This is a genomic window from Chloracidobacterium thermophilum B (assembly GCF_000226295.1).
Lineage (GTDB): Bacteria > Acidobacteriota > Blastocatellia > Chloracidobacteriales > Chloracidobacteriaceae > Chloracidobacterium > Chloracidobacterium thermophilum.
The window spans coordinates 1,116,328-1,141,846 of the sequence record NC_016024.1; the positions used below are offsets into that span (position 1 = coordinate 1,116,328).

A 25,519-nucleotide genomic window follows, 5' to 3' on the forward strand; every position below is an offset into this window, starting at 1 on the left:
ATGCCAACGAAACGCAGCATTCTCATTGTGGACGATGAGAAAAATCAGCGCGACATCCTGGACATGATTCTGTCGGCGGAGGGCTATCGGACGGCAACCGCGCCCAGCGCCGAAGCTGCCCTGCGCATGGCCCGCGCCGAACGGTTTGACGTGGTGCTTACCGACCTGAAGATGGGAGGGCAGAGCGGGCTGGACTTGTTGCGCGCCCTGACCCAGGCGGATTCGTCCCAGTTGGTCATTCTCATGACGGCGCACGGCTCGATTGAATCCGTCAAGGACGCCCTGCGGCTCGGCGCGGTGGATTACCTGGAAAAACCACTCGACCGTGAGCGGCTGCTGACCGTTCTGGCGCAGGCCCTTTCCCGTCTGGATGCGCTGGATGCCGACCTCATCGGCAACAGCGAGCCGATGCAGAAGCTCAAGAAAATCATTCTGAAGGTGGCGGCTTCGGATGAAACGGTGCTTGTGCGCGGCGAAAGCGGAACGGGCAAGGAACTCGTGGCGCGCGCACTCCACCGGCACAGTCCGCGGGCGGCCGCCGTGTTTCACGTCGTCAACTGTGCCGCCATCAATGAAAACCTGCTCGAATCCGAACTTTTCGGACACGAAAAGGGAGCGTTTACCGGCGCGGTGGCCGAGAAGAAGGGGCTGTTTGAAGTCGCCGACCGGGGCACGCTGTTTCTTGACGAAATCGGCGAACTCAACGTGGCGCTCCAGGCGAAGCTGCTCCGCGCTCTGCAGGAGGGGGAAGTGCAGCGGGTTGGCTCGACCAGGGTCATCCGGGTGGATGTGCGGGTGGTGGCCGCCACGAATCGTCCGCTCGAAGACATGGTGGCCGCCAAAACCTTCCGCGAAGACCTCTATTACCGGCTCAATGTCATTCCCATTCACCTGCCGCCGCTGCGCGACCGGCGGGAGGACATTCCGCTGCTTGTCGAGCGGTTTCTGGCCCGGCAGTCGCGTGGCGCAACGCATTACACCATCACGCCGGAGGCGCTTCAGGTGTTGCAGGCTTACGACTGGCCCGGCAACGTCCGGCAGCTTGAATCGGCGCTCAAACGCGCGGCCCTGCTGTGTGAAGGGGATACCATCGGGGTGGAAGACCTGCCAGTGGAAATCCGCCAGGCGACAGGCGTTCCGGCATCCGCGCCGGCGCCGCCTTTTCAGTTCCGCCTTCCGCCCGAAGGTATTTCCTTCGAGGAAGTCGAGCGGTCGCTCATCGTCCAGGCGATGGAAAAAACCGACTGGAACATCACCCGTGCCGCCAAACTTCTGGGGCTGACCTTCCGCACGTTACAGTACCGGCTCGAAAAGTTCGGCCTGCGGCGTCCGAGCGATACTCCGTCCGACGACGCTCCGGCGGCGGAGGCTCCGCCGGACAGAACCGGGTAAGGGATTGTCTATGGCTTCTGCTTCCGAACCGCCTGATGAGCCGTCATACCTCAGCCCGGAGGCAACCGAACGGCGTGTCCGGCACCTGACCCTGATCATCACGTGCGCTATGGCGGTTGGGGCCGGTCTCGTCTGGGAAGCTGGAGTGGGGGCCGGGGTCGCTGTTGGCGGCGGACTGGCCTACCTGAACTTTGTGTGGATGCGGGCGAGCCTGCAATCCATCGTGGCGACGGCCGCCGCCGGTGATGCCGGCCCTGCCCGGCGGCCGTCACGTCTTCAGATGGCCAAGTTTTTTCTGCGCTGGATGGTCATCGGCGTGGTCATCTGGCTGTCCATACAGGTTGCGTCCGGGCTGGTGGTTGCCATAGTATGCGGCCTTTTCGCATTGCCGCTGGCCGTCGTGGTGGAAGCTCTGGTGCAGGTCTGGTATGGGCTGAACGACGAGCCGGTCACGTAACTTCCGGGGTGTGTGCCAGTACGCCCGCTCACTATGGCTTTGACTATGGCATCGTCCATGACCTTTCTCCCGTTTCCGCTGGTGCTGGCCGATGAAGGCGCAGCGCATGCCCATCCCTGGCTTGTGGAGCAGGTGTATCACCTGACCGGCCTTTCAGACCGTGAGTTGCCGCCCCACGTCATCATGCTGCTCATTGCAGCGGTGATCTGTGTCGTCGGTTTCAAGCTGCTCGTCGGCAAGCCGTCGGTGGACAAACCGGGCTTTGGGCAGCAGATCGTCGAGATCATCGTGCTTCAGGTCCGCGACATGGTGGAGCAATCCACAGGGAAGTACGGGTTCAAGTACCTGGGCTATCTGCTTCCGTTGGCGGCGCTCATCCTGACCTCAAACCTGATGGGCCTGTTTCCTCTGTTTGAGTCTCCCACGGCCAACTTCAACGTCACCCTTGCGCTGGGGCTGATGACGTTCGTGTACTACATGTTCATGGGCTTTGCGCAGCAGGGGCTTGGCTACCTGAAGCACTTTACGGGCGGACTGACGGCCGGGTTGATGGCCATTATGGGCGGCATCATTTTCATCTTCGAGATGTTCAGCAATGCCATCCGGCCGGCGACGCTGGCGCTGCGGCTCATGATCAACATGTTTGTGGACGAGCAACTGGGCATCGCTTTCGGGAGCATCTACCAGATACTCGTGCCCGTGCTGCCCATGCTGCTTGGCACGTTCGTCGCCGTGGTGCAGACATTTATTTTCGTGCAACTGTCCATCATTTATCTGAGTGAAACCGTGCCCCACGATGACCACGGCCACGAAGACGAACACGCCCATGCCTGAGTGTGTTGACCGGCCAACTCCCGCTGTCGTTGCGTGGGCCGGCCGGTCATTTCTTTCCCTGGCGCCTCACGTTGCCTTTGGTGCTATGCCAATGCCCTTTTTCGTGTGTTGCTGGAACGCTGTACGTCCCAACGTCACAGGCTGCAATCCCGGACACACGGCACTTATGATTAGGCGTAGGCCGCGGGCAGGTTGGGCGTCGCTGCTGATAACCTTTTGATGTTCCCTGACTTTTCTGGAGACACACCCATGACGAAAAAACTGTTCCTGAAAACACTGGCGACGGCATCGTTCCTGATGGCGATGTCCCTTCCTGCTCTGGCTGCTGAAGGTGGCAGCGGTGGCGGTACGTACAAAATTGCCTTGGGGGCGCTTGCCGTGGGCATTGCGGCCGTTGGTTGCGGTCTGGGCGACGGCAACGCCATTGCGGCGGCCTGTGAAGGCACGGCGCGCAATCCGGGCGCGGGGCAGCGCATCTTCACCACCATGCTCATCGGTATGGTGCTCATCGAAACCCTCGTGCTGTTTACCTTCCTGGCGGCCTACCTGGGCTTCTAAGGCGGCCGTCACCACAACCGGAATCCCCGGCAAGCCACCGTTGGTCACCGATAACCGGAGGCCGGCGGTGGCTTGCTTTTGTGTTTTAACAAACCAATTGACGGATGCCGTGACACGGGTTACTTTCGCGCTGCTCACATACAAACCGTTGCTTGCCAATGCTGTCCAAGGCCGTCACTACCTGCAAGGGCAGGGGTATGTCTGGACACAGGGCGCCGGGAATGTACGTCGGGCCCGGACCGTGTCTGACCGACACGGACGGCAAAACAGTATTTCTTTTCGGGAGGAGTCCCCCATGTCACGCACCACAGGCAAAGTCAAGTGGTTCAATAACAGCAAAGGTTATGGCTTCATCGAGAATCCGGGTGGGCACGATGTTTTCGTGCATTACTCAGCCATCAAGGAAGACGGTTATAAATCCCTCAGCGAGGGGCAGATCGTCGAGTATGAGATTGTGAACGGCCCGAAGGGGCCCCAGGCGGAAAACGTCGTCAAGACAGCCTGAACACTCGCTCTTTATCACCCTTTCCCCTATTGTTGTGCGCCTTGCGGGGCAACCGGCAAGGCGCTTTTTTGGCGCTATTGCCGGGTGATTCTGTGGATTTGCCGGCCCCAGTGGGCGCGGCTGGCGACTGACAGCGCACCGCCCCGGCGGATGCAGTTTGAAATGCGGCGGCTGCGTTGCCTGCCAGATGCGAATTGGCCGTGGTTTCGGGCTTTGGCAGGGCGCACCGTCATGTCAAGATGCAGCCAGTCAACTATTCTCACAGCTCCCCCAGAACAGGCGTGAACATCGTGGATGTGCTGGAAGGTCAGATTACGATTCGGGCCCGGCCGGAAACCATTTTCCCCTACCTGGTCGAGCCGATGCTTCTGCCGTTGTGGTCGCCGACCGAAGCGCGGGTGGCCCGGGTCGGGCGTAAGAAGCACGGCGTCGGCGCCAGACTGCGCGTGGAGTTCGTGGCCCACGGGCTGGACCCGGTGGAGTACGAAATCATTTGCCAGGAAGCCACCCGTCTGGTCAGCCGCTTTACGGGCACGATGTCCGGCGAGGACATCTGGACGCTGACGCCCGACGACAGACGGACGAAAGTTCACAACCGGATGGTTTTCCACCAACCGGAGGATTTTCTGACCCTGGTGGGGTGGAAAACAGTTGGGCGGATGATTGCCGAACGTGACGTGCGCAACAAAATGCCGCTTCTCAAACGCGCTGTTGAAGAACAATGGCGTCCGGCCGGGGCCTGACTGGGCCGGGCAAGCCTGAGCTTTGCCTTGCCCACGTGCCACGGAGGGCTTTCTGCCCGTTGTTTCCGGGGAGTTGTTTTTCGGGAAAGGGAAAAACAATGGCAAACGCAAGTGGAGCGCCGGATACGCGCGAAGCAGTCTCTGAAACGAATAGCAAGCCCAAACGTGCGTCGGAACTGGTTCGTCCTCCGATTCTGCTGGCTGAAACCCAGGCGATTGTCCGGCGCATTGAAGCCCGGATCGGGGAGACCTTTCTGGTGTACTGGAACTCGCCTGGTGGTTCGGTGTGTCAAAACGACGTGGTGGGCTTTTATGAACTGCTGCGGGGGATCGGCAAGCAGGACCGGGTGACACTGTTCATCAAATCCGACGGCGGGGACGGCACCGCCTCGCTGCGCATCGTCCACCTGCTGCGGCAGTTTGCCGCGCATATCACCGTGGTTGTGCCGCTGGCCTGTCTTTCAGCCGCGACGATGATTGCGCTCGGCGCGGATGAAATCCGCATGGGGCCGCTGGCGCACCTGTCGGCTGTGGATACGGCGCTGACCCACGACCTCTCACCCATTGACAAGGACAACCTGCGGGTGCGCGTCAGCCCCGATGAACTCAACCGCATTCTGGCGCTCTGGCGACAGGAAACGCGCGGCGAAACGGTCAACCCGTACGAAAACATCTTCAAATATGTTCACCCGCTTGTCATCGGTGCGGTGGACCGGGCCAGTTCGCTGTCCATGCGGTTGTGCACGGAAATTCTGTCATACCACATGAAAGATGCGGAAAAAGCACGGGCGATCAGCCACACGCTCAACGCGGAATATCCTTCGCACGTCTATCCCATCACCCTGCGCGAGGCGCAGCGGATTGGCCTCAACGCCCGTGAACTCGACCCGGAACTCAATGATCTGCTCATTGAACTCAACGAGATGTATTCCGAAATGGGGCAGAAGGCAATTACGGACTTCGATGAGCAGAACTACCACGACAACGGCATTCTGAACATTCTGGAATGCCGCACGAGCCAAATCTTCTACCAGAACGATACCGACTGGCACTACATGATGAACGAACGGCGGTGGATTCGGCTCAACGACAACAGTTCCTGGCGCAAGGCGGAGCTGGTCAACGGGGAAGTCGTGCAGAGCGTCTTCCACATCCGCTAGGCACATCCGCCAGGCCGCATCCTGCGGGCCGCATCCTAGCGGGCCGCATCCTAGCCGCGCTTGAAGTTTTGTTTGAGCAGGGCATTGACCTGGCTGCGGGTCATCTGCACGGTGGCGGTGAGGCGCTTGCCTTCAGCCTTGATTTTGGTGTTGTTGAGAAAGGCGGCCGTATCGCCCCGGCGCGGCACCAGCAGCAGTCCGGCCGTGATGAGGTTCTGCAACCCGCTGGCTTCGAGCGGTGAAGCCGCAAAGCCGGCGATGCGCAGGGTGGTGAACTGCGGGCCGACATCGAGGGTCAGCGTCGTCGAGGTCAGAATGTGCAGCGGGCCGAGCGCCTGGGATGCACTGACCGCCTGCGCAATGTTCAGTGCAGCTTCATCCACTTCGTCAATGCCCGACGATTTCACAATCCGAATGCCCGACAGCCGTCCGCTGGGTTCCACCCGGAAGGCCAGCGTGATGCTGAAGTTCTGGTTTTCGATGTCGAGCTGCCCGGTCTCGCTGAGGCTGTAGAGCTTGGTGACGATGGCCTTGATGGGCCCGATGTCCACTTTGCCGAAGCTGGGCGGCCCGCCGGGCTTGGCTGGTTCGTCCGCAGGGCGTTCCCGGTTTTCCCGTTCGGCAGCGCGGCGCGCTTCGGCTTCCCGTTCAGCTTCGCGTCGCTGGCGCTCGGCTTCCGCGCGGCGGCGGGCCTCTTCTTCCTCGCGTTTGCGGCGGGCCAGCGCGGCAGCGCGCGCCTGGGCATCCGGTTTGGCCGGCTGGTCAGCCGGGGGCGCCACCCAGCTCTCCGGGTTGGGCAGGGGCTTGTAGCGTGGGTCGGTGAGCGTGATCCAATCCACGTCGTATTCACGCTCCACCACTTCGACTTCAAACGGAGCGATGAACGTCCGGTATGCCAGATAGCCCAGGAACGAAAAGTGCAGCAGCAGGGCCAGCATCAGTCCCAACCGAAACCCGTGCCGGACCCACCAACTGGGTTCTCCCTCGAAGTCGAGCGTATGCGGTGTGGCATAGATGAAGCCGCGCAGAATATAGGCTTTGGGCGACGGCACGGCCGGCGCTGGCTCATCTGAAGCGGGCGAAGCTGGGCGTTCATCATTCATAGCGCAAGTCAGGACGTTGCATCGTGGAAAAAAGTTTCCCCCGTTGCAAGCGCGTTACCGGCCCGCCAGCCCCCGGTGTCGGCGTTGATATTCGTCCCTTGCTTGTCACACTGCACCTGCTTTCGTACTATCGGCGTGTCCGTGCAACAACAACCCCGTATGCACGACCCCGTATGCACGGCGCGTCCGGCTGTAATTATCGTTTCACGCCATGCCATGTTGTCCGACGTGACGCTTCAGGGTTCTCCGGTCAGTCCCGCACTTCGCCCGTCGTCTTCCGTCCCCACGCCCCGTTCGGTATCCGGGCGCTACCAGGTTGCCCGACGGGCAGCTCAGGTCGTTGGGGCGGCCACGCCGCTCATTCTGGACTACTGGCGCGACGAGCAGCGGTTTTTCTTCTTCGGCGGTGCGCGTGAGGTGAGTGAGGCGACGCACCAATACCGGGCGCGCCGCATCCGGTCGGAAATCGAACGCCTGGGAATTGGTTTCATCAAGGTGGGGCAGGTCATCAGTACGCGCGGGGACCTGCTGCCCAAGCCCTACCTCGACGAACTGCGTACGCTCCAGGACAGTTTATCCCCTCTGACGTTCGGGGAAGTCCATGCGACGCTCGAAGCCACCTACGGCTGCCCCCTGGAAGATGTTTTCGAGCAATTCGAGCCAACACCCATTGCCACGGCGAGCATCGGGCAGGTTCACCGGGCGCAGTATGCCGGGCAGTCGGTTGTGGTCAAGCTCATCCGTCCCGGCATCCAGCATCAGCTCGCCACCGACTTCCGCATCGTAACGGCGCTGTTGCGCTTTCTCGATGAACAGCTCGTGCGCTTCCGGCAGGAAAACTCAGATGTCCACGTGCTGACCCGCCTGTTTTCCCAGATTGTGACTGAAGTCAATGCCGGACTGCGCGAGGAAATGGATTTTGTCTTCGAGCGCGCCAATGCCGAGCGGCTCGGCGCCCTGCTGGCCGATAACCCGCTGGTTGTCGTCCCACGGGTGATTGGGGAACTGTGCCGCCCGAACGTGCTCGTGCTGGAATACCGGCCGGGCATCAAAATCAGCGATGGCGACGCTCTGCGGGCCGCCGGTTTCGAGCCGCTGAAGATGGTCGAGCGGCTGGTTGAGGTCTATCTCGAAATGATATTGGTTCACGGCGTGTATCACGCCGACCCGCATCCGGGAAATGTCGCCGTGGATGAGCGCGGACGCATCATTTTGTATGATTTCGGCATCGTACGCACGCTATCGGCACGCATTCGGGAGAGCCTGCTCAAGATGACGCTGGATGGCCTGCGCGGCGATGTGCCGGCCATCGTGGATGAACTCTACCGCATGGGCGTGGTGGACCCGGCGGCAGACCGGGCGACGGCGCTGCGCGTTGGCGAGAAGTTCCGGGAACTGTACCTGCGGGACATGCCGACGGCTGAACGAATCGAAGCCGTTGGGCGCTACATGCGGGATGCGTTTGGCTATGTTCCCCTGCGCATGCCGAAAGAAATGGTGTATGTCTTTCGTGTCGTTTCCATGCTCGAAGGGCTGGGAACGTGCTTCAAACCTGGTTGGAACATCATGGCGGACGCTTCGCCCGCCGTTCAGCGAGGCATTCGTAAAATGATGATGGCCAGTGAAACCATCCGGTGGCCGGAACTCATTGCCCAGTGGGTCGGGCGGTGGTTCCGGGCACTCTTTGCACGCCCCGCCTAGAGACCGTGGGCAACTTGGCTGCGCCCAGATAAGCGCCAAGCCCAGTCCGTGGTCGGGTAAGTGAGGAGGACTTTGTCATGCGGCATTATGCGAAGCAGTTTAGGTGTGCCGGTCTCCGTCTGTGCGGGCTGGCGCTCTGTGTGGGATTGCTGGGAACGGCGGCGTGGGCCCAGAACGGGGCGATTCGGGGAACGGTGTATTACCAGGAAAATGCCAACGCCAAGCCGGAGCCGCGGCCGGGCGTCGAGATTCTTATCCTGCGCCAGGACATCAAAGGACAGCTCAAGACGAAGACCGATAAAAAGGGGACGTATTTCTACACCGTTCAGGCGTTTGGAACGTACGTCGTGGTGGCTCACGGGCCCGGCTACAAGTACCAGGTGAAGCCTCCCGTGCGCATCACCAGCACGGAACCGGTGCAGATTGACATCACGCTAACACCGGGTGATGGCCGCCTCCCACCAGTGGAGCAGTTGCTGGCCGAAGCCCAGGGCGGCGGGACACCAGCAACGCCACCGCCTGCCGCCGCTCCGCCAGAGCCAACAGCGGAAGAAAAGGAAGCCGCCGCCAAACTCAAGGCCGAACGGGAACGCATCGAAAAAGAAAATGAGCGCGCCCGGAACATCAACGAGCAGCTTCGCACTTTGATGGATTCCGGCAATGCCGCCTTCAACCGGGGCGACTACGAAACGGCAGCCAGCGATTACCGGAAGGCGTTGGCACTCGATGACAATCAACCGGGCTTTCTGGGCAACCTGGCTTCAGCCACCCTGCAAATCGCTGTCAAGCACTTCAATGCCAAGCGGCGCGATGAGGCGCGGAAGGCGTTTCAGGAATCAGGTGACGCAGCCGCGCGCGCCGTGGCGCTCAACGACGCCCAGCCGCCTGAACGCCGCGATCCGTCTTATCGCAGCAAAGCGGCTGAAGCTTACCGCTTCCTGGCCGAACTCTATGGCGATGCCGAAGCCGGCGAAAAGGCCGCCAGGTTTTACATCGAACTCGCCGACATGCAGACCGATGCCAAGAAGCGCAACGAAATGCGGGTTCGCGCCGGTGATTCCTACCGCTTTGCCGGCAAATTCAAGCAGGCGGATGAGTTTTACCGCGCTGTCCTGCAGGAGGATGCCAACAACATCCCGGCTATGAACGGACTTGCCATGTCGCTGCTGTCGTCTGACCCGGAGTTGCTTGACCCGAACAAAGCCGGGGAAGCCATTGCCCTGTTTGAGATGGTCGCGGCCAAGGCCACCGATCCCAACATGAAGCAATCGGCGCAGGCCAGCGCCGAGTACATCCGAACAACCGCCAAGGAAATTGTCCGTCCCAAGCCGGGGCGGAAGAAAAACTAGATGCGATGGTTGCGCAGCCTGCTTGCGCCAGGCCGCGCAGCACACGCGAAGGATCAGCCTTATGCCTGTTGCCCCTCGTCGGCGCTCAGTGCCGGTCAATGTCGGCGGCGTCATCATCGGCGGCGGCGCGCCGGTTGTCGTCCAGTCCATGACGAACACGGACACGGCCGATGTAGCCGCCACCGTCGAGCAGGTGGCGGCCCTGCATGCCGCCGGTTCGGAAATCGTACGCATCACTGTCAATGACCGCGATGCAGCGGCGGCGGTCCCGGACATTGTGCGTGGTCTGCGGGCGCGTGGCGTGGAAGTTCCTCTCGTTGGCGACTTTCACTACAACGGCCACACGCTGCTGCGCGACTTCCCGGAAACAGCCCGTCTGCTGGCCAAGTACCGGATCAATCCCGGCAATGTCGGTTTCGGGAAAAAGCACGATGAGAACTTCAAGGCCATTGTCGAACTGGCGATTCAGTATGAAAAGCCGGTGCGGATTGGCGTCAACTGGGGATCGCTCGATCAGGCGATGCTGGCGCGCATGATGGACGAAAATGCCCGGCGCGACCCGCCGCTTTCCGCGCGTGAGGTCATGCTGGAAGCCATGTGCGCCAGCGCCCTGGAGTCGGCCGCGCTGGCCGAATCCATCGGCCTGCCGCATGACCGCATCATCATCAGCACGAAAATTTCGGAAGTGCAGGACCTGGTTGAAGTCTATCGGGCCATTGCCGCCCGGTGCGACTACCCGCTGCACGTCGGTTTGACCGAAGCCGGCATGGCCATGAAGGGCATTGTGGCCAGTGCCATCGGTATCGGTTTGCTGCTTCAGGAAGGCATCGGGGACACCATCCGTGTGTCCCTGACGCCGACCCCCGGCGGCGACCGGACCGAGGAGGTGCGTGTCGCCCAGACGATTCTGCAAACGATGGGCATCCGCAGCTTCACGCCGCTGGTCACAGCCTGTCCGGGGTGCGGGCGCACGACGAGCACCCTGTTTCAGGAAATGGCGCAGGACATCCAGACCTATTTGCGGGAACAGATGCCCGTCTGGAAAACCCGCTATCCGGGGGTTGAAACGCTCAAGGTGGCCGTCATGGGGTGCATTGTCAACGGCCCCGGCGAATCCAAGCATGCCGACATCGGGATTTCGCTGCCGGGCACCGGAGAAGACCCCAAAGCTCCGGTCTTCGTGGATGGCGTCAAAGTCACCACGCTCGAAGGCGAACGGATTGTCCCGGCGTTCATTGACATTCTCAACGACTATGTCGCGCGGCGCTTTGGGGCGTCTGCGGGTGTAGGTCGCTGAGCCTCATCTCTGGAGCGGAACGGCACGCGGCTCAGGTGTCGGACGGCTCAGGGCCTGAAAACGCAGGAAAAACAGGACAGCCGCCGTGGCCAGCCCGACGACATAGCCCATCCAAATCCCGACTTCCCGCCAGCCCAGCCGGAACGCCAGTCCGTAGCTCGTCGGCAGTGCCACCAGCAGGTAGGCAATGAAAGCCAGAACGGTGGGCAGCAGGGCATCGGTCATGGCACGCAAGGCGGACAGGAGCACCACCTGTAGCCCGTCGAAAAGCTGAAATACCGCCGCGACCAGCAGGAGCGTGGCGGCGATGCTGACTACCGCCGGGTCGGTGGTAAACAGGGTCGGCAGCCAGTGCCGCAGCGCGACGAAGACCAGCGCTGTAAAGCCCATGTACACCAGGACGATATGCATGGCCGCCAGTCCGGCGGCCCGCATGGCGCGCCGCTCGCCCGCGCCAAGGTAGTAACTGACCCGGATCGTTGCGGCCGACGCAATCCCCGAAGCTCCCATAAACGTCAGCGAGGCCAGCCCAAGGGCAACCTGATGTGCGGCCAGTTCGAGCTTGCCGAGCCAGCCCATCATGACGGCTCCGGCCGCGAACGCACCCACTTCAAGCACGAACTGTCCGCCCAGCGGCAGGCCCAGCCGCAGATAGTGCCGGATGGCGGCCCCGTCCCACAGCGTCCGGCGCAGGGTTGCGCGATAGGGGGCAAACAGGCGGAGGCGGATGAAACACAGAGCGAAGGTTCCCGCCAGAACCAGGCGCACGAGCAGGGTAGCCACTCCGGCCCCCACGATACCCAAGCGTGGAAAACCTCCGTGCCCGAAAATCAGCAGGTAGTTCAATCCCAGATTGAGCAGGACTTCCAGAACCGTGATGAGGGCCGCGAGGCGCGTATTCCCCAGCCCTTCCGTAAACTGCCGGAACGTCTGAAAGACCATGACCGGCAGCAGCGAAGCCGTCAGCAGCAGGTAGTAGGGCCGGGCCGTGGCCGTCACCTCCGGCGTCTGTCCGAACGCATCGAGCCATGGGTAGAGCGCCAGCAGTACAAAGGTGATGAGCAGGGCCACCGCCACGTTGACCGCCAGCCCGTGGCTGAACCACTGCGCCGCCGCGCCGACATCATTGGCCCCCCGCGCCGCGCCGACAAGGGGCGTCATGGCCAAAGTGAAGCCCACACCGAAAACCAGCCCGATGACAAACACGCTCTGCCCAAAGGCGGAAGCCGCCAGGGCGGTCGTGTCGTAGTGACCGAGCATCAGGCTGTCTGTAAGCTGCACGATGAGGTGGCCCATCTGGGAAAACATGACGGGCAGCGCCAGTTTGAGATGGGCGGCGTAGTGACTGGCCGGGCGGTGGTGGCGCGTGTCGGCCGGCGCGCAGCCGGAAGCAACCGGGACGGAAGCCATAACCAAAGGCGTCTGAAGACTAACGGCTGATTCAATGGCCAAGGGTGGCAGCAGGCATCATCCCTGACCACGTACCGTGCGTCTAGCTCGCCGTAGTGAGGTAGTGGGCTTCGGCGGGTGAAACAACAGCCGGAGCCGAAGCAGCCGTCGGCGCAATGATTGTCTGACGAACCGCCGCCAGCAGGTTGGAACTGGGTTCGCGTCCGATGACCACCAGCGAGCTTTCCGATGCGGCAGCGCAGGGGTTGAGGCTCATCGCCTGCCCGGCGTATTCCAGCCGCAGCCAGCCGCCGGTGGTTTTGAACACACCTTTGGCGCGGGAGATGTCGCCAAAGTCTCCGGCCGTCATTGCCTCGAACACCTGCTGTAATCCGGCCGCGTCAAAGACGGCCGAGAACGTTTCCGAGATTTGCCGGAAGGCCAGGCGTGGGGCAAGGGTTTCGCCCAGGCAGGCGTCGTCCTGCGTGTCGCTGAGGTCGCGGAGATCAAGCCGCCCAAAGCTTGTGTAGATGACCTTGGCCGCAGGGTTGCAACCGGCAAGGCGCTGCTGGAGCCGGGCCAGTTCCGCCTGTGAGAGACTGTCGCACTTGTTGATGACGACCGTGGCTGCCGCTTCAACGTAGGCGGCAATGGCCATCTGTACGGCACGGTCGGCCAGCAGCCACTGCTTGCCATCCACAACCGCCACGACGCGAATCGGGCCGAGCAGTTCCCGGCAGCCCGGCTGGTGGAGCGTACCCAGCAGGTCACTCAGGGCGGCCGCGCCGGAGGGTTCGATGAGGATGCGTTCCGGCGCATGCTCCCGGATGATGCGTAGCAGCGTGGCCGCGACATTGCGCGACAGTGTGCAGCACAGGCAGCCACCGGCGAGTTCGACTACAGGGGCATCTTCGGTGCTGCCTTCGCGCAGGCGTGCACCGTCCAGTCCGACATCGGCGAACTCGTTGACGAGCACCACGGTCTTGTCGCCAAGTTGCGGCAGCAGGTGGCGCAAAAGTGTCGTTTTGCCGGAGCCAAGAAAACCGCCGATGACATCCACGGTGGGTTTGACTTCCGGCGCGCGGCGCGACAGCAAGCCCCATGCCCAGACGCCAACCGGCTGCGGCAGGATGAGCCACCAGTGCTCCAGAATCGCCAGTGCCATCAGGACGCTCGCCAGCCCGTAGGCCGTGGCTGTAAACCTGTCGGGCGCCTGCAGGGCGCGGTAAAACAGCCAGTGCGCCCAGGCGGTCGAAATCGTGACCGAGAAGGGGAAAAACCAGTTGATGGGGCGTTTGGAGAAAAACTGCGTCATCCGGCGCAGATGCTCCGGCAGGTACTCCTCATTGAGGTTGCGGACGCCAAAAAACACGTTGAGCTTGGCTGACTGGTGCATCCACCAGTGGATGGTGAACGTCCACAGCGCGACCTGGTTCGGCCCGGGTGTGGCCCACCAGACGAGTGCAAAGCCGACAAAAATCGAAAGCTCGTGGTAGAGGTTGGCTTTGACGCCATGGATGAAGTGCCGCCAGCCACCGCACTGTGGCGGACACGGCGGCACTTCCATGCCGACGACATAGCCGGTGTAGTAGCTCGTCTCAAACCATCCCCAGGCGACAATCCCGGCCAGAAATCCCAGCGCCGCGCCCAGTGGTGTCGTCATGTGGCTGATGGCAGGCATCCCGGCCAAGGCTGCGACGGACACCAAGGATGACAGCACGATGACCGCCCGCCGCCAACTGCGACGCCCGCAGGCAAAAATGATGATGACCGTGGCCGCCCACCAGACGGCGACGGCAAACAGGGAGAGTCCGAGCCAGAACAGCCAGGGAGATTGCAGCAGGGTGAAAGCCATGAACACGACCGGGGGCGCATCAGGTTCGTCGGGCGCAAGCGCCAAAACCTGTCACCAACCTACTTTGCCCCTGGCACAAGCCGCAATGAAAACCCTTGTGCAGAACCGGCTGCCCCGCTGCCGGCGCCGTTGACCGGCTAGGCAGACGGCGTTCCGGCGATGAACCGGACAATGACCTGGGCGAGTTCTTCGCCTTTGTCTTCCTGCAGGAAGTGTCCCGCGCCCCGGATGGTCGTGTGCGGCTGGTGGCGCGCGCCGGGCACGAGCTTCTGAAACACGGCGTCACCGCCCTTTGTCACCGGATCGCTGTCGCTGAACGCCGTCAGAAACGGTTTTTCCCACTGCTGAAGGCGCTGCCATGCCTGGCGGTTGGCCGGGGCTTCCGGGTCGTCGGGCGTGGTGGGCACCAGCATAGGGAAAGCGCGCGCGCCGGCCAGGTAGCGTTCATCGGGGAACGGCGCATCGTAGGCCGCGATGACTTCCGGGGCGAGTTCCGTCACACAGGCCCCTTTGACGATGCCGCCGGCGTGAAAAACCGGCGTGGTCTGCGAGTAGTCCCGCCAGCGAAAAAAGGCTTCCGGCAGGGGATGATCGCCGGTTGGCAGGCCCGTATTGCCAACGACAATCCGGGCAAAGCGTTCTTCCAAGGCAACGGCCACGCGCAGCCCGATGAGTCCGCCCCAGTCCTGGCCAAAGAAGCGTGACCCGGTGCAGATCGAGCGCCTCAACAAAGCGCATCATCATGGCGACGTGAAACCGGTAGCTGTAGTCTTCCCGGTGGGGCAGCTTGTCCGAGCGCCCAAACCCGATGAGATCGGGTGCTACGGCGCGGTGGCCGGCTGCCACAATGAACGGAATCATTTTTCGGTAGAGATAGCACCACGACGGTTCGCCATGGAGCAGCAAAACCGTTTCGGTGGCGTCGCGCGGGCCCTCATCCAGATAGTGCATCCGCAGACCGTCGAGTTCGACGTAGTGCGGCGCAAAGGGAAAGTCCGGCAGGTTGGCGAAGCGTTCGTCGGGGGTACGCAATACGGAGGCAGCAGACATGGCGCTGTACCTTACGGTGTGGAGTGTGACCGGCAAGACGGCATCAGACCGCAACCGCGGCCTATGGTGTGAAAACTGTAATGTCAAGCCGGCTGCGGAGCGCCGGGCGCAGGTCGGCGGAACGTTCCGGTTGCCTTGGGGCCCATGGAAGGGGCGGCCGCCTCTGCCGGGTCTGGCTTGACACGCTGCGGGGGACTCCATAACTTGTACAAGCGATTCAAACAGTTGTTTGAATTCTGTGTGCTTTCTCACCAAGTGGAGAACAAACGTCATGTGGCGGATTGGTCTGAAAATGCTGATGGGCGACCGCGCCAAGTATTTCACCCTCGTGGGCAGTGTCTCGGTGGTTGTCTTTCTGTTCATCCAGCAGGGATCGGTCTTCTGCGGTCTGATTGGGCGGACGGCCAAGCCGGTGGAAGCCATCGGCGCGCCCATCTGGGTGGTGGACCGCAACCTGCAGGTCGTGGATGAGTTCAAAGGGCTGCTGGATACCGACCTGCTGCGGGTGCGGAGTGTGGAAGGCGTCAAGTGGGCGGTGCCGCTGTTCATCCGCCAGGCGCAGGTACGGCTGCCGAACGGCAAGTTCCAGGCCGTACGCCTCGTCGGTATTGACAGTGCGACACTCGTCGGGCGGCCGCCACGACTGCTTGAAGGACGCATCGAAGACCTCAACGCGCCGGATGCTGTCATTGTCGGACGCGCCGAAATGGAGCGGCTGGGCAGTCCCAAAATTGGCGACACCTTTGAAATCAATGACCGCCGGGCGCGGGTGGTCGGCATTGCCGACGTGCCACGCGATTTTCTTTCCAACCCGTACCTCTACACGACGTTCGAGCGGGCCGTGCAGTACGTGCCGCGTGAGCGCAAGCTGATGAACTACATTCTGGCGGCGCCGAAAGAGGGGTACACCACGGAGCAGGTGCTGGAAAACATCCAGCGCACGACCGGGCTGGCGGCCTACGACGAAGATGGCATGCGGTGGTTGACGATGAACTACTACATGCGCAACACCGGTATTCCGGTCAACATCGGCATTTCCGTCGTGCTCGTGTTTCTGGTCGGGATGGCCGTCATCGGACAGACTTTCTACGCCTTCGCACTGCAAAACGAAAAGTATTTCGGGGCGCTCAAAGCCATGGGCGCCGGGAGCGGGACGCTGGTCGGGATGATCGTCCTGCAAAGCATCATCGTCGGGCTGATTGGCTACGGCATTGGCGCGGGCGGTGGTTCGCTCGTCGGCTATCTGGGCGGGCGCGGCGCGGGCAAACTGGCCTTTTACACCCCCTATCAGCTTCTCATTATTTCCTTTGCCGCCACGATGCTGATCTGTGTGCTGTCCAGTCTGCTCAGCATCCAGCGGGTGTTGCGGCTTGAACCGGCGGTCGTTTTCCGAGGATAGGTCGAGGATAGGTTATGGCAAAAGCAACGGCGATCGCCGCCGCAGGTGAACAACCGACAACAATCATGGCCCCGGCCGTTTCCCTTCAGCATGTGAACAAGAGCTTCGGGGTCGGCAACACGTACCTGCCGGTGCTCAAGGACATCAGCCTCGACATCCGACGTGGCGAACTGCTGCTTCTGGTCGGACCGTCAGGTTGTGGCAAAACCACGCTTCTGTCGGTGATGGCCGGCATTCTGGATACCGATGACGGTGTGGTGGATGTGTTCGGTACACGGGTGGATCGGCTGTCGCAGTCCCAGAAAACCCGTTTCCGGCAGCAGACCATCGGGTTCATTTTCCAGCAGTTCAACCTCATTCCGACCTTGACCGCGACGGAAAATGTCGCCGTACCGCTCATCATCAACGGGCGTCCCTACCGGGAGGCGCTGGAACGCGCCGAGCACTACCTGGACCTCGTGGGGTTGGGAAATCGTCTGGACCACTTCCCAACCCAGCTTTCCGGCGGACAGCAGCAGCGGGTGGCCATTGCGCGGGCGCTCGTGGCCGAGCCACGGCTGGTTGTCTGCGATGAGCCGACGGCGGCGCTCGACGGCGCAACGGGACAGATGGTGATGGAGATGTTCCGCAAGGTGGCCCTGAGCGCCGACCGGGCCATTGTGGTCGTCACGCACGACAACCGCATTTTTCCCTACGGCGACCGCATTGCCGAAATGCTCGATGGGCGCATCGTGGATGTGCATGACAACCCTGACCACATCAAGTGAGATACAGCCGTGATCAAGAAAGTTTTGTCCGTGGTGTTGCCAATTGTCGGTTTGAGCTTTGCCATCTGGTGGGTCATTGCCACGGCGCGGCAGCCGATAGCGGCTCCGCCCGTGTCTCCACCGGCCGAAAGCCGCTTTGACCGCCGTATTGCCGGAGCCGGGATTGTCGAAGCCGCCACGCGCAACGTCAGCGTTGCGCCACCGCTTCCAGGACTGGTCACGGCGGTGTTCGTCAAGGAAAACGACGTGGTGCGTGCTGGCGACCGGCTTTACCAGATTGATGACCGGGAGCAGCGCGCCCGGGTGGCGTCTGCGGATGCCAACATTGCCCGCGCCGAGGCGGCTGTAGCCACGGCCAGGGCCGACCTGTCCAATGGACGGGAAGCCGTCCGCGTTGCTCGGGCCAATCTGGATAGCGCCCGTGCCAATCTCGCTGCCGTCGAAGCGCAGTTGGTAGATGCCGAGCAGATTGTTGCCCGCAACGAGAAACTTTACGCCGCCGGCGACATTGCCGAACGGGTGCTCATTTCAAGTCGCGCTGCCAGGGATGCCGCCCAGGCGCGGGTGTCCCAGGCCCAGGCCCAAGTCGCCCAGGCGCAAGCCCAGATTGACCAGGCCGAAGCCCAGGTGCGCAGCATCGAAGCCCGGCTGCACGAAGCCGAAGCCCAGGTGGCCGTGCTGCGCGCCCAGCGCACCGAACTGGCAGTGAACCTGTCGCGGTTGACGGTTGTGGCGCCACAGGATGGAAAGGTGCTTCAGGTTAATGTCCGCGTGGGGGAGACGTTGCCTATGACGCCTGCCACCCCGCCCGTGCTGCTCGGCAATACGGACTACCTGCAATTGCGTGTGGATGTGGATGAAATCAATGCTTCAAGGATTAGGCCCAACCTCAAGGCCACGGCCAGCCTCAAGGGGGACGCCACGAAAACCGTGGATTTGGAGTTTGTGCGCATTGATCCCTATATCCTGCCGAAGCGCAGCCTGACCGGCGACAATGCCGAACGGGTGGATGTACGGGTGCTCCAGGTCATTTACCGTTTCAGGCCGCCGGCCTTTCCGGTCTATGTCGGGCAGCAGATGGATGTCTTCATTGATGCCGAGTAAGCTGGGTCCCGCTGGGGCCGCCGAATGAAGCCGGCACGCCGTCAGAGCGCGCCATACATCCGGGCGTAGTACTGGCGATACTCACCGCTGCGCGCACGCGCCACCCAGGTCGTGTGTTCACGATACCAGGCAATGGTTTGCGCCAGTCCCTCGGCAAAAGGAATCTGCGGCCGCCAGCCCAGCTCACGTTCGATTCGGGAACAGTCCACGGCATAGCGCCGGTCGTGCCCCAGGCGGTCGGCGACTTCGGTCAGCAGGGAAGCCGGCTTTCCAAGCAGGTCCAGCAGGGTCAGCAGCACCGTCCGGTTGGGGAGTGGAGAGCGCCCGCCGATGTGGTAGGTCGCACCGGGTTGTCCCTTTTCAAGAACGACCCGCAGCGCCGCGCAGTTGTCGTCCACGTGAATCCAGTCGCGTACCTGTTGGCCGTCACCATAGACCGGAATCGGACGGTTTTCCAAAGCATTGGTCAGCGCCAGCGGAATAAGCTTTTCGGGAAACTGATAGGGGCCGTAGTTGTTGCTCGTACGGGTGATGATGGCATCAAGTCCGAACGTGTGGGCGGCGGCGCGCACAAGGTGTTCGGCTGCGGCTTTGCTGGCAGCATAGGGGCTGCTGGGTACAAGTGGGTCATCCTCGCAGAAGAACCGTCCTTCGGGAATGCTGCCCCCCACTTCATCCGTGGAAATGTGCAGGAAGCGCCGGACGCCTTTTTCCCGCGCCACATCGAGCAGGACCTGCGTCCCCAGAACGTTGGTCAGAATGAACTCGCGTGCGCTCAGAATGCTGCGGTCCACGTGGGATTCTGCCGCGAAGTGAACAATGGCGTCGCACCGGTCAGGGATAGCGGCACGCAGGGCTTCGGCGTCGCAGATGTCACCGTGGATGAAGCGGTAGGTTGGGTGGCGTGCGGCTTCGGCCACGTTGTCGAGGTTGCCAGCGTAGGTCAGTTTGTCAAAGTTGATAATGGTTTCGGCCGGATAGTGTTTGATCCACGACCGGATGAAAGCCGAACCGATGAAACCGGCGCCGCCGGTGATGAAAAGCGCCATAGCATAAGTGCCTCGTGTAAAGACTTGCGGACGATATAGCACGCACCCGGTCAGGTGCACAGTTTCACGGTCAAAGGCGGGCCACTCCGGGCACACAAACGTCCGGTCTGCTGCCGGGGGTGGTGTCTGTGCCGGGTATAAAGTAAGAAAGGAACAAGGTGGCCGCCACGGGTTGCCCCTCCGGCCGGCGCTCGGTATAGTTTCACACGTTTCGGCCACGACCACTACGTGGCACTGTCCGTCTGGTATCCGTTGGCTACCTGCGCCCGCCCCCCGACGGCAAAGCCTGTGACGGCAAAGCCTGTGTATGTTTCACCCACCGAGGACCTGCAATGTCAACTGATGCGCTCAAACTGGAGTCATCCCTGACTTCTTCGCCCTCATCGCCGGAAGCCAAGGCATCAGCCTGGCCGCGGAGTCTGCTGTTTGTCGTTCCCATTCTGGCGGCTACGGCTTTGGTTCTGGTGCGCGCCTTCGGGACGGCCCCGACCGTGCTCAGGGAAGGGAATCTCACGGTGTTGGCGTTGCTTGCCTACCTGGGGGCGACGGCGGCCTTCGTCATGTGGATGCTGGGACGCGAGTCGCTGCTTCAGCGCATCGGCATCGGCACGATGGCCTTTGGCTACGTCATGAACCTTGCCGCGTGGGGCATCCGGTGGATTGAGTACATCGAGTTTGAGAAGACCAAGCCGGCGATGCAGGCCATCTGGCACACGCTGCCGCTGATGGAAAAGATTACGCATACCTATCCGCTCAACAACCTCTACGACATCGGGCTGGCTTTTACGGGTTTTGCCGTGCTTTCCAGCCTCATCCTGACCACGCAGGACAAATACCGTTTCATCGGCGCTGTGACGATGCCGCTGGCGGCGCTGACGCTCACGCTCGTCGTCTTTCTGGGCAGCGAAGTGACCACGTTGCAACCCATTTTGCGCAGCTACTGGCGTCCGATTCACGTCAGCATTGCGGCCATCAGCTACGGCGTCTGTCTTGTCAGCTTTGGCATCGCGCTGCTGTATCTGCTCAAGGATGGAGTGCGGATCGAAAGCATGGCGTTGTGCGTGGCGATCTTCGGGCTTGTCACCTACGCCACGATTGGCGACTTCAAGGTGCTGACGACCGGCACGTACGGGTTGGGTGTCCGCTGGATGGGCAGCGGCCTCAACCTGTCCGGCGGCGGCGCGCTGCGGGCGACACTGCCTGGTGTGGGGACGCTCATGCAGCTTGGCTGGCTGGTGTATGCCGCCGCCGGCATCGCGCTGGCGGTCTATTTCTTCCGCAATGACCAACTGGCGCGGCAGTGGGGCAATCGCCTCATGGTGGCGGCGCTCATTGTGCAGGTGCTCATCTTTGGCGCCATTTTCTACCGGATGAAGTCGCCGATGGACATCAATGCGGCCATTCATCCGGGGCAGCATCAGGCGTTTGGGGCCTGGCTGGCGAAGCGTTCCGACATTGACCCGGCGACGCTCGCCCCACAGCAGCTTCAGGCGGAAGGCGCGCGCTGGCTGAACCAGAATGCCAGTGCCCTGGAAATCAGCTTCAACTCAAATCCGGTCGAGCTGGCGACCATTCTCACCCTCATTGCCTGTACGGTCTTTGTCGTCCTGTTTGCCTGGCGCGGTGCGGCGATGCTCGAAAAACTGCCGAGTCTCGACACGCTCGACGATCTGACCTACAAGACGGTTTCGGTTGCTTTTCCGCTGCTGCTGATGATGCTGGTGACGGGGGCGGTCTGGGCGAATGAGTCGTGGGGGACGTACTGGAGCTGGGACCCGAAGGAGACCTGGGCGCTTGTGACCTGGCTGGCCTATGCGGGGTATCTCCACACGCGGATCGTGCACGGGTGGAAGGGGCGCACCTCGGCTTACTTTGCCGTTCTGGGCTTTATCTTCGTGCTGTTCACCTACCTGGGCGTGAGTTTCCTGCTACCGGGGCTGCATTCCTACGCTGGCGTGGACTAAACCCAACCGGTCAGTTCTTCGCACAGCAGCCCAAAGCGGCCGTCCACTCTTCGGGCAAGGCTGCTTTGGGCGCGTTATGCTGGTGTGTCACCAGGGCGGCGCTGGGCCAGAGCGGCCCACCATTCGCCGTCGGTCTGCGTCTGCCGCAGGTCAAGCCCGGCGGTCGTCAGAGCTGCTGCTACGCCGGCCTGTCGTTCGCTGAGAATACCGGCCGCGATGAGGTGTCCCTGCGGACGCAGAACACGCGCCAAATCCGATGCCAGCGCCGTGATGACCTCGGCGGTCAGGTTGGCCAGCACCAGATCGAAGTGGCCGTCCGGGTAGGCGGTGACGCTTCCGACGTGCATCTGAAGGCGCTCACCAATGCCGTTGCCCTGGGCGTTGGCGGCGGCAATGGCAACCGCATCGGGGTCGGTATCGCAGGCGCTGCACACCACAGCGGGGAACAGCTTTGCCGCCGCAATGGCCAGAATGCCCGTTCCGGTGCCCACGTCGAGTAACCGCTCCGGTGTTGTGGGGAGCTGTTCAAGCAGTGTCAGGCAGGCTTGCGTCGTGGCATGCGTGCCAGTGCCAAACGCCATGCCGGGTTCGATGACAAGGCGCAGGCGGCCCTGCCATTCGAGGTTGGCTTCGGCTTCAGCGCGCCGCCATGGCGGAACGATGAGCCACCGCTGTCCAACGGGCTGAACCTTCCAGTCGGCTTTCCACTTCGCCAGCCAGTCTTCATGTGGACGGCGCTCGATGGCGAAATCCCGGAGATGCCCTTCGTGGTCGTCAAATGCCGCCAGTGTGTGTTCGAGCGCCGCCAGCAGGTTTTCGGCCGCCGGGGCTTCCGGGAAGTAGGCGCGCAGGGTTGTGCTGGTGTCCGTCTCGGCGACGGTTTCGAGACCCTGGGCGCCAGCCTGCCAGAAGGTCTCGCCAATGGCTTCAGCGGTGTGGGCCGGGACGGTGACGTGAACGATGTAGAAGTCCATCCTCGAATCCGATCATGCGCGTTACGCCCGAAAAAGGAACTGGCTGCAATCGCGGCCGTGCTCCCGCCGACGCAGGCCGCCTAGCGAATGCCCAGTTCGTCAAGGCAGCGTTCGTTGTTACGCCAGTGTGGCTCGACTTTGACGAAGATTTCGAGAAAAACGTGGCGGCCCAGCATCGTCTCGATCTCGGCACGGGCGGCAGCGGCCATATCCCGCAGGCGCAGGCCGCCGCGCCCCAGGACAATGGCGCGTTGTGACTGCCGTTCCACAAGGATGACACAGGCCAGGTGAAGGCTGCCGTCTTCCCGCTCCTCCCACTTTTCGACAGCCACCGCCACGACGAAAGGCAGTTCGTCGGAAAGCTGCCGGAGCAGTTGTTCGCGCAGAAATTCCGCAACGAGGGTACGTTCGGTCTGATCCGTCAGATCGTCTTCGGCAAAGGGCGGCGGCGCGATGGGGAGATGCGTCAGCAGGCAGCGAAGGAAAACATCCGTTCCTTCACCCGTGAGTGCCGAGATGGGAATGTAATCCAGAAAATCGTGTTCGTGGCGATAGAAGTCAATCAGCGTCAGCAGCCTGCTTTTGTCGCCGAGCCGGTCAATCTTGTTGAGCGCCAGCAGCGCCGGGCGTCCCGACTGTTTGACAAGGTTGAGCACAAACCGGTCGCCGTTGCCCGTGGAGACAGAGGCATCGCGCAGAAGCACGACGATGTCCACCGTCGCCAGCGCGTCAAGAACGGCCTGCATCATCCGTTTGTTGAGCCGGTAGCCCGGCTTGTGGACGCCGGGCGTATCCACGAACACGATTTGCCCTTCCGGGCGCGTGACGATGCCCAGGATACGGGTGCGGGTCGTCTGGGGCTTGTCGGAGACCGCCGCGATTTTCTCTCCGACCATGTAGTTGATAAGCGTGGATTTGCCGGCATTGGGGCGCCCGATGAAGGCGACAAAGCCGCTGCGGAGGTCAGGCGAAGCCGAAGACTCCGGCGCAGGCTCCGTGGCGGGTATCAGCGGGGCATAGGAAACTTCGCGCTCCATAGGTTACTATTGCAGCTACCGTGACGCGGACTGGTGAGATGCTACCGTGCGGAGCCGGGTTCCTGGGACGGTTGGACAGCACTGCCCGGTATGAGACTTTCCGCTGCGGCTTTCAGTTCATCGAACATCACCCGTACCCGCTGCCAGCAGGCCGTGGCAAATTGTTCCTTCGTTGGAAAATCGGCGGGCAGCAGCGGTTGGCCGTACCTGATCCAGACCCGCGTCGTGAGCTGTTCAATAATTTTTTCCGAGCCGAAAATGGCAATCGGGACGACAGCGATGTTTTCCTGCCAGGCCGTCCAGATGAGGCCCCAGTGCGGTTCGGGCTTGGGTTCGCCGGTTTTGCTGCGGGTGCCTTCGGGAAACAGGTAGATCGAGCTGACTTCGCGGATGCGCCGGATGGCGTCGCGTTGGACGCGCTTGCGGTCTTCCGGGTCGGCCCGGTCGAACAGCAGGTTGCCGCCAATGTTGCCGGCAAAGGCAATGATGGGAACGCGCAGCACTTCCTTTTTGCCGATGAAGGGATAGGGACTCAGCGAGAGCAGCAGTGGCGTATCGGCCAGACTCAGGTGGTTGCTGATGAACAGGTGATTGCGCGTCAGCGGCCCACGGGTGTGCTCGTGGCCTTCGGCCGTCAGCCGCACCCCGAAAACCCACCGCAGCAGGTAGGAAAAGAACTTGAACGGGTACGTCATGATGCGCGTCCGCATGGGTTGCCGGAAGGGAAGGGCAATCCAGGCCGGAACGAGCAGAATCAGTGCCGCCAGAAGAAGGGTTGCTGCCAGGCGTAACCCGGTGATGATCTTCATACTTTTCCTTCAGAGGTCTTCGGTTTCCCAGCTTTTGAGGTGTGCCAGGGCGCTGCGGTCGGTGAGGTCATTGCGCAGGGGGGTGATCGCCACCAACCCTTCGGCAATGGCCGTGTAGTCCACGTCCGGCGCTTCGTCGCGTCCGTCGGCTTCCGTACCAATCCAGTAGTAGGGCCGTCCGCGTGGGTCAAACCGTTCCTCGATGTTGGTACAAAGCAGCTTGGTTCCGGTCCGCGTGAACCGGTAGCCGCGAATCGGCCCTGGCGGAATGTTGACATTCAGCAGGGTGTGTTTGGGAAGGCCGGCCTGCAGGACTTTGCGGGTCAGGCGGGCAGCAAAGGGCGCTGCGTGGGTGTAATCAAACTCTGTCCGCGAAACGAGCGAGAAAGCAAGGCTTGGGATGCCATTGACTGCACCTTCGAGCGCCCCAGCCACAGTGCCGGAATAGGTGACACTGTCACCCAGATTGGCGCCGCGATTGATGCCGGAAACGACGATGTCCGGGCGGGGCTGGCCCTTCAGAAGCCAGTGCAGCGCCAGCACGATGCAGTCTGTTGGCGTCCCTTCCACGGCATACCAGCCGTCCCGCTCGCGCTGTTTGCGAATGCGGAGTGGACGCCCCAGCGTCACCGAGCGGGAGCAACCGCTGTGTTCGCTGGCCGGGGCAACAACCATGACTTCGCCCAGGGTCTGAAGCTGCTCGACGAGTGCGCGCAGCCCGGAGGCATAGATGCTGTCGTCATTCGTGACCAAAATGAGTGGCATGGCGTAGTCAATAGCGCAACTCGGTAACTGTGCCAAGTGTGTTTGGCACTGTGACAAAGCAAAACGGCGAGGCGGGAAGTCCCGTCTCGCCGTGTGAAACGTGGTCGGGATGACTGGATTTGAACCAGCGACCTCACGCACCCCAAGCGTGCGCGCTACCAGGCTGCGCCACATCCCGTCAGGCGTGCCGCCATCAGCGACAAGCCGCCATTCAATCACAAGCGACGCCGCTTGTCACGCCTTCACTGTCCTTGGTTG

23 protein-coding genes, 1 tRNA gene and 1 pseudogene are annotated in these 25,519 nt (G+C 62.0%); 14 read left to right on the top strand and 11 right to left on the bottom strand.

The window, feature by feature from the left end:
• The 7 genes from CABTHER_RS04625 to CABTHER_RS04655 all read left to right on the top strand — a co-directional run bounded on the left by CABTHER_RS04625 (nt 1) and on the right by CABTHER_RS04655 (nt 5,649).
• Nucleotides 1-1,392, top strand: coding sequence for a sigma-54-dependent transcriptional regulator (locus tag CABTHER_RS04625; protein ID WP_014099432.1), 1,392 nt, complete (start codon nt 1-3; stop codon nt 1,390-1,392).
• A gap of 10 nt (nt 1,393-1,402) precedes the next feature.
• Nucleotides 1,403-1,849 (top strand): ATP synthase subunit I, encoded by a 447-nt coding sequence (locus tag CABTHER_RS04630; RefSeq protein WP_014099433.1) that lies wholly within the window; start codon nt 1,403-1,405, stop codon nt 1,847-1,849.
• A gap of 33 nt (nt 1,850-1,882) precedes the next feature.
• A complete protein-coding gene (locus CABTHER_RS04635; RefSeq protein ID WP_081464698.1) occupies nt 1,883-2,683 on the top strand; it encodes a F0F1 ATP synthase subunit A in 801 nt (266 codons plus the stop codon).
• Between the two features lie 249 nt (nt 2,684-2,932).
• On the top strand, nt 2,933-3,241 hold the full coding sequence (locus tag CABTHER_RS04640) for an ATP synthase F0 subunit C (RefSeq protein ID WP_014099435.1): 309 nt from the start codon (nt 2,933-2,935) through the stop codon (nt 3,239-3,241).
• 295 nt (nt 3,242-3,536) lie between these two features.
• Complete coding sequence (locus tag CABTHER_RS04645; protein WP_041569084.1) at nt 3,537-3,746, top strand: cold-shock protein; 210 nt, start codon at nt 3,537-3,539, stop codon at nt 3,744-3,746.
• 281 nt (nt 3,747-4,027) lie between these two features.
• Entirely contained in the window at nt 4,028-4,489 is a 462-nt protein-coding gene (locus CABTHER_RS04650; RefSeq protein WP_014099437.1) for an SRPBCC family protein, read from the top strand.
• A gap of 98 nt (nt 4,490-4,587) precedes the next feature.
• The gene (locus tag CABTHER_RS04655; protein WP_014099438.1) at nt 4,588-5,649 is read left to right on the top strand and encodes an SDH family Clp fold serine proteinase; all 1,062 of its coding nucleotides are present in this window, start codon (nt 4,588-4,590) and stop codon (nt 5,647-5,649) included.
• A gap of 50 nt (nt 5,650-5,699) precedes the next feature.
• Here the strand turns inward: CABTHER_RS04655 and CABTHER_RS04660 are convergent, their stop codons facing one another.
• Nucleotides 5,700-6,752 (bottom strand): energy transducer TonB family protein, encoded by a 1,053-nt coding sequence (locus CABTHER_RS04660; RefSeq protein WP_014099439.1) that lies wholly within the window; start codon nt 6,750-6,752, stop codon nt 5,700-5,702.
• Between the two features lie 159 nt (nt 6,753-6,911).
• On the opposite strand from CABTHER_RS04660, the gene CABTHER_RS04665 reads away from it, so the two are divergent.
• The 3 genes from CABTHER_RS04665 to ispG all read left to right on the top strand — a co-directional run bounded on the left by CABTHER_RS04665 (nt 6,912) and on the right by ispG (nt 11,099).
• The gene (locus tag CABTHER_RS04665) at nt 6,912-8,453 is read left to right on the top strand and encodes an ABC1 kinase family protein (protein ID WP_081464699.1); all 1,542 of its coding nucleotides are present in this window, start codon (nt 6,912-6,914) and stop codon (nt 8,451-8,453) included.
• Nucleotides 8,454-8,530: 77 nt separating this feature from the next.
• Nucleotides 8,531-9,802, top strand: coding sequence for a carboxypeptidase-like regulatory domain-containing protein (locus tag CABTHER_RS04670; protein ID WP_014099441.1), 1,272 nt, complete (start codon nt 8,531-8,533; stop codon nt 9,800-9,802).
• A gap of 61 nt (nt 9,803-9,863) precedes the next feature.
• Nucleotides 9,864-11,099 carry a flavodoxin-dependent (E)-4-hydroxy-3-methylbut-2-enyl-diphosphate synthase gene (gene ispG, locus CABTHER_RS04675; protein ID WP_041569086.1) on the top strand — a complete coding sequence of 412 codons (1,236 nt, stop codon included), beginning with the start codon at nt 9,864-9,866 and terminating at the stop codon, nt 11,097-11,099.
• 3 nt (nt 11,100-11,102) lie between these two features.
• On the opposite strand, the gene CABTHER_RS04680 is transcribed toward ispG, so the two are convergent.
• From CABTHER_RS04680 to CABTHER_RS17875, 4 genes and pseudogenes are all read right to left on the bottom strand, one after another.
• On the bottom strand, nt 11,103-12,509 hold the full coding sequence (locus tag CABTHER_RS04680) for an MATE family efflux transporter (RefSeq protein ID WP_014099443.1): 1,407 nt from the start codon (nt 12,507-12,509) through the stop codon (nt 11,103-11,105).
• Between the two features lie 82 nt (nt 12,510-12,591).
• The gene (puhE, locus tag CABTHER_RS15560; RefSeq protein ID WP_049787463.1) at nt 12,592-14,388 is read right to left on the bottom strand and encodes a putative photosynthetic complex assembly protein PuhE; all 1,797 of its coding nucleotides are present in this window, start codon (nt 14,386-14,388) and stop codon (nt 12,592-12,594) included.
• 92 nt (nt 14,389-14,480) lie between these two features.
• A complete protein-coding gene (locus CABTHER_RS04690; protein WP_455423189.1) occupies nt 14,481-15,074 on the bottom strand; it encodes a haloalkane dehalogenase in 594 nt (197 codons plus the stop codon).
• 22 nt (nt 15,075-15,096) lie between these two features.
• Nucleotides 15,097-15,756 (bottom strand): annotated as a pseudogene (locus CABTHER_RS17875) (alpha/beta fold hydrolase); the annotation flags it as partial.
• On the opposite strand from CABTHER_RS17875, the gene CABTHER_RS04695 reads away from it, so the two are divergent.
• From CABTHER_RS04695 to CABTHER_RS04705, 3 genes are read left to right on the top strand one after another with little or no spacing between them, the layout of a single operon-like run.
• The gene (locus tag CABTHER_RS04695; RefSeq protein WP_014099448.1) at nt 15,665-16,792 is read left to right on the top strand and encodes an ABC transporter permease; all 1,128 of its coding nucleotides are present in this window, start codon (nt 15,665-15,667) and stop codon (nt 16,790-16,792) included. The pseudogene CABTHER_RS17875 and the gene CABTHER_RS04695 overlap by 92 nt on opposite strands.
• Before the next feature lie 14 nt (nt 16,793-16,806).
• Entirely contained in the window at nt 16,807-17,559 is a 753-nt protein-coding gene (locus CABTHER_RS04700) for an ABC transporter ATP-binding protein (RefSeq protein ID WP_014099449.1), read from the top strand.
• 9 nt (nt 17,560-17,568) lie between these two features.
• Nucleotides 17,569-18,663 carry an HlyD family secretion protein gene (locus CABTHER_RS04705; protein ID WP_014099450.1) on the top strand — a complete coding sequence of 365 codons (1,095 nt, stop codon included), beginning with the start codon at nt 17,569-17,571 and terminating at the stop codon, nt 18,661-18,663.
• A gap of 41 nt (nt 18,664-18,704) precedes the next feature.
• Here the strand turns inward: CABTHER_RS04705 and rfbB are convergent, their stop codons facing one another.
• Nucleotides 18,705-19,712: a dTDP-glucose 4,6-dehydratase gene (gene rfbB / locus CABTHER_RS04710; protein ID WP_014099451.1), complete on the bottom strand. Its 1,008-nt coding sequence runs from the start codon at nt 19,710-19,712 to the stop codon at nt 18,705-18,707.
• 332 nt (nt 19,713-20,044) lie between these two features.
• Between rfbB and ccsA the strand changes: the two genes are divergently transcribed.
• Complete coding sequence (ccsA, locus tag CABTHER_RS17745; protein WP_014099452.1) at nt 20,045-21,676, top strand: cytochrome c biogenesis protein CcsA; 1,632 nt, start codon at nt 20,045-20,047, stop codon at nt 21,674-21,676.
• A gap of 74 nt (nt 21,677-21,750) precedes the next feature.
• On the opposite strand, the gene CABTHER_RS04720 is transcribed toward ccsA, so the two are convergent.
• The 5 genes from CABTHER_RS04720 to CABTHER_RS04740 form a co-directional block, all read right to left on the bottom strand.
• Nucleotides 21,751-22,650 (bottom strand): 50S ribosomal protein L11 methyltransferase, encoded by a 900-nt coding sequence (locus tag CABTHER_RS04720; protein ID WP_014099453.1) that lies wholly within the window; start codon nt 22,648-22,650, stop codon nt 21,751-21,753.
• Nucleotides 22,651-22,730: 80 nt separating this feature from the next.
• The gene (gene era / locus CABTHER_RS04725; RefSeq protein ID WP_014099454.1) at nt 22,731-23,687 is read right to left on the bottom strand and encodes a GTPase Era; all 957 of its coding nucleotides are present in this window, start codon (nt 23,685-23,687) and stop codon (nt 22,731-22,733) included.
• Nucleotides 23,688-23,728: 41 nt separating this feature from the next.
• Nucleotides 23,729-24,496, bottom strand: coding sequence for a lysophospholipid acyltransferase family protein (locus CABTHER_RS04730; RefSeq protein ID WP_014099455.1), 768 nt, complete (start codon nt 24,494-24,496; stop codon nt 23,729-23,731).
• 9 nt (nt 24,497-24,505) lie between these two features.
• Nucleotides 24,506-25,261 carry a 5'/3'-nucleotidase SurE gene (gene surE, locus CABTHER_RS04735; RefSeq protein ID WP_014099456.1) on the bottom strand — a complete coding sequence of 252 codons (756 nt, stop codon included), beginning with the start codon at nt 25,259-25,261 and terminating at the stop codon, nt 24,506-24,508.
• Between the two features lie 101 nt (nt 25,262-25,362).
• Nucleotides 25,363-25,439, bottom strand: a tRNA-Pro gene (locus CABTHER_RS04740).
• Nucleotides 25,440-25,519 lie beyond the last annotated feature (80 nt).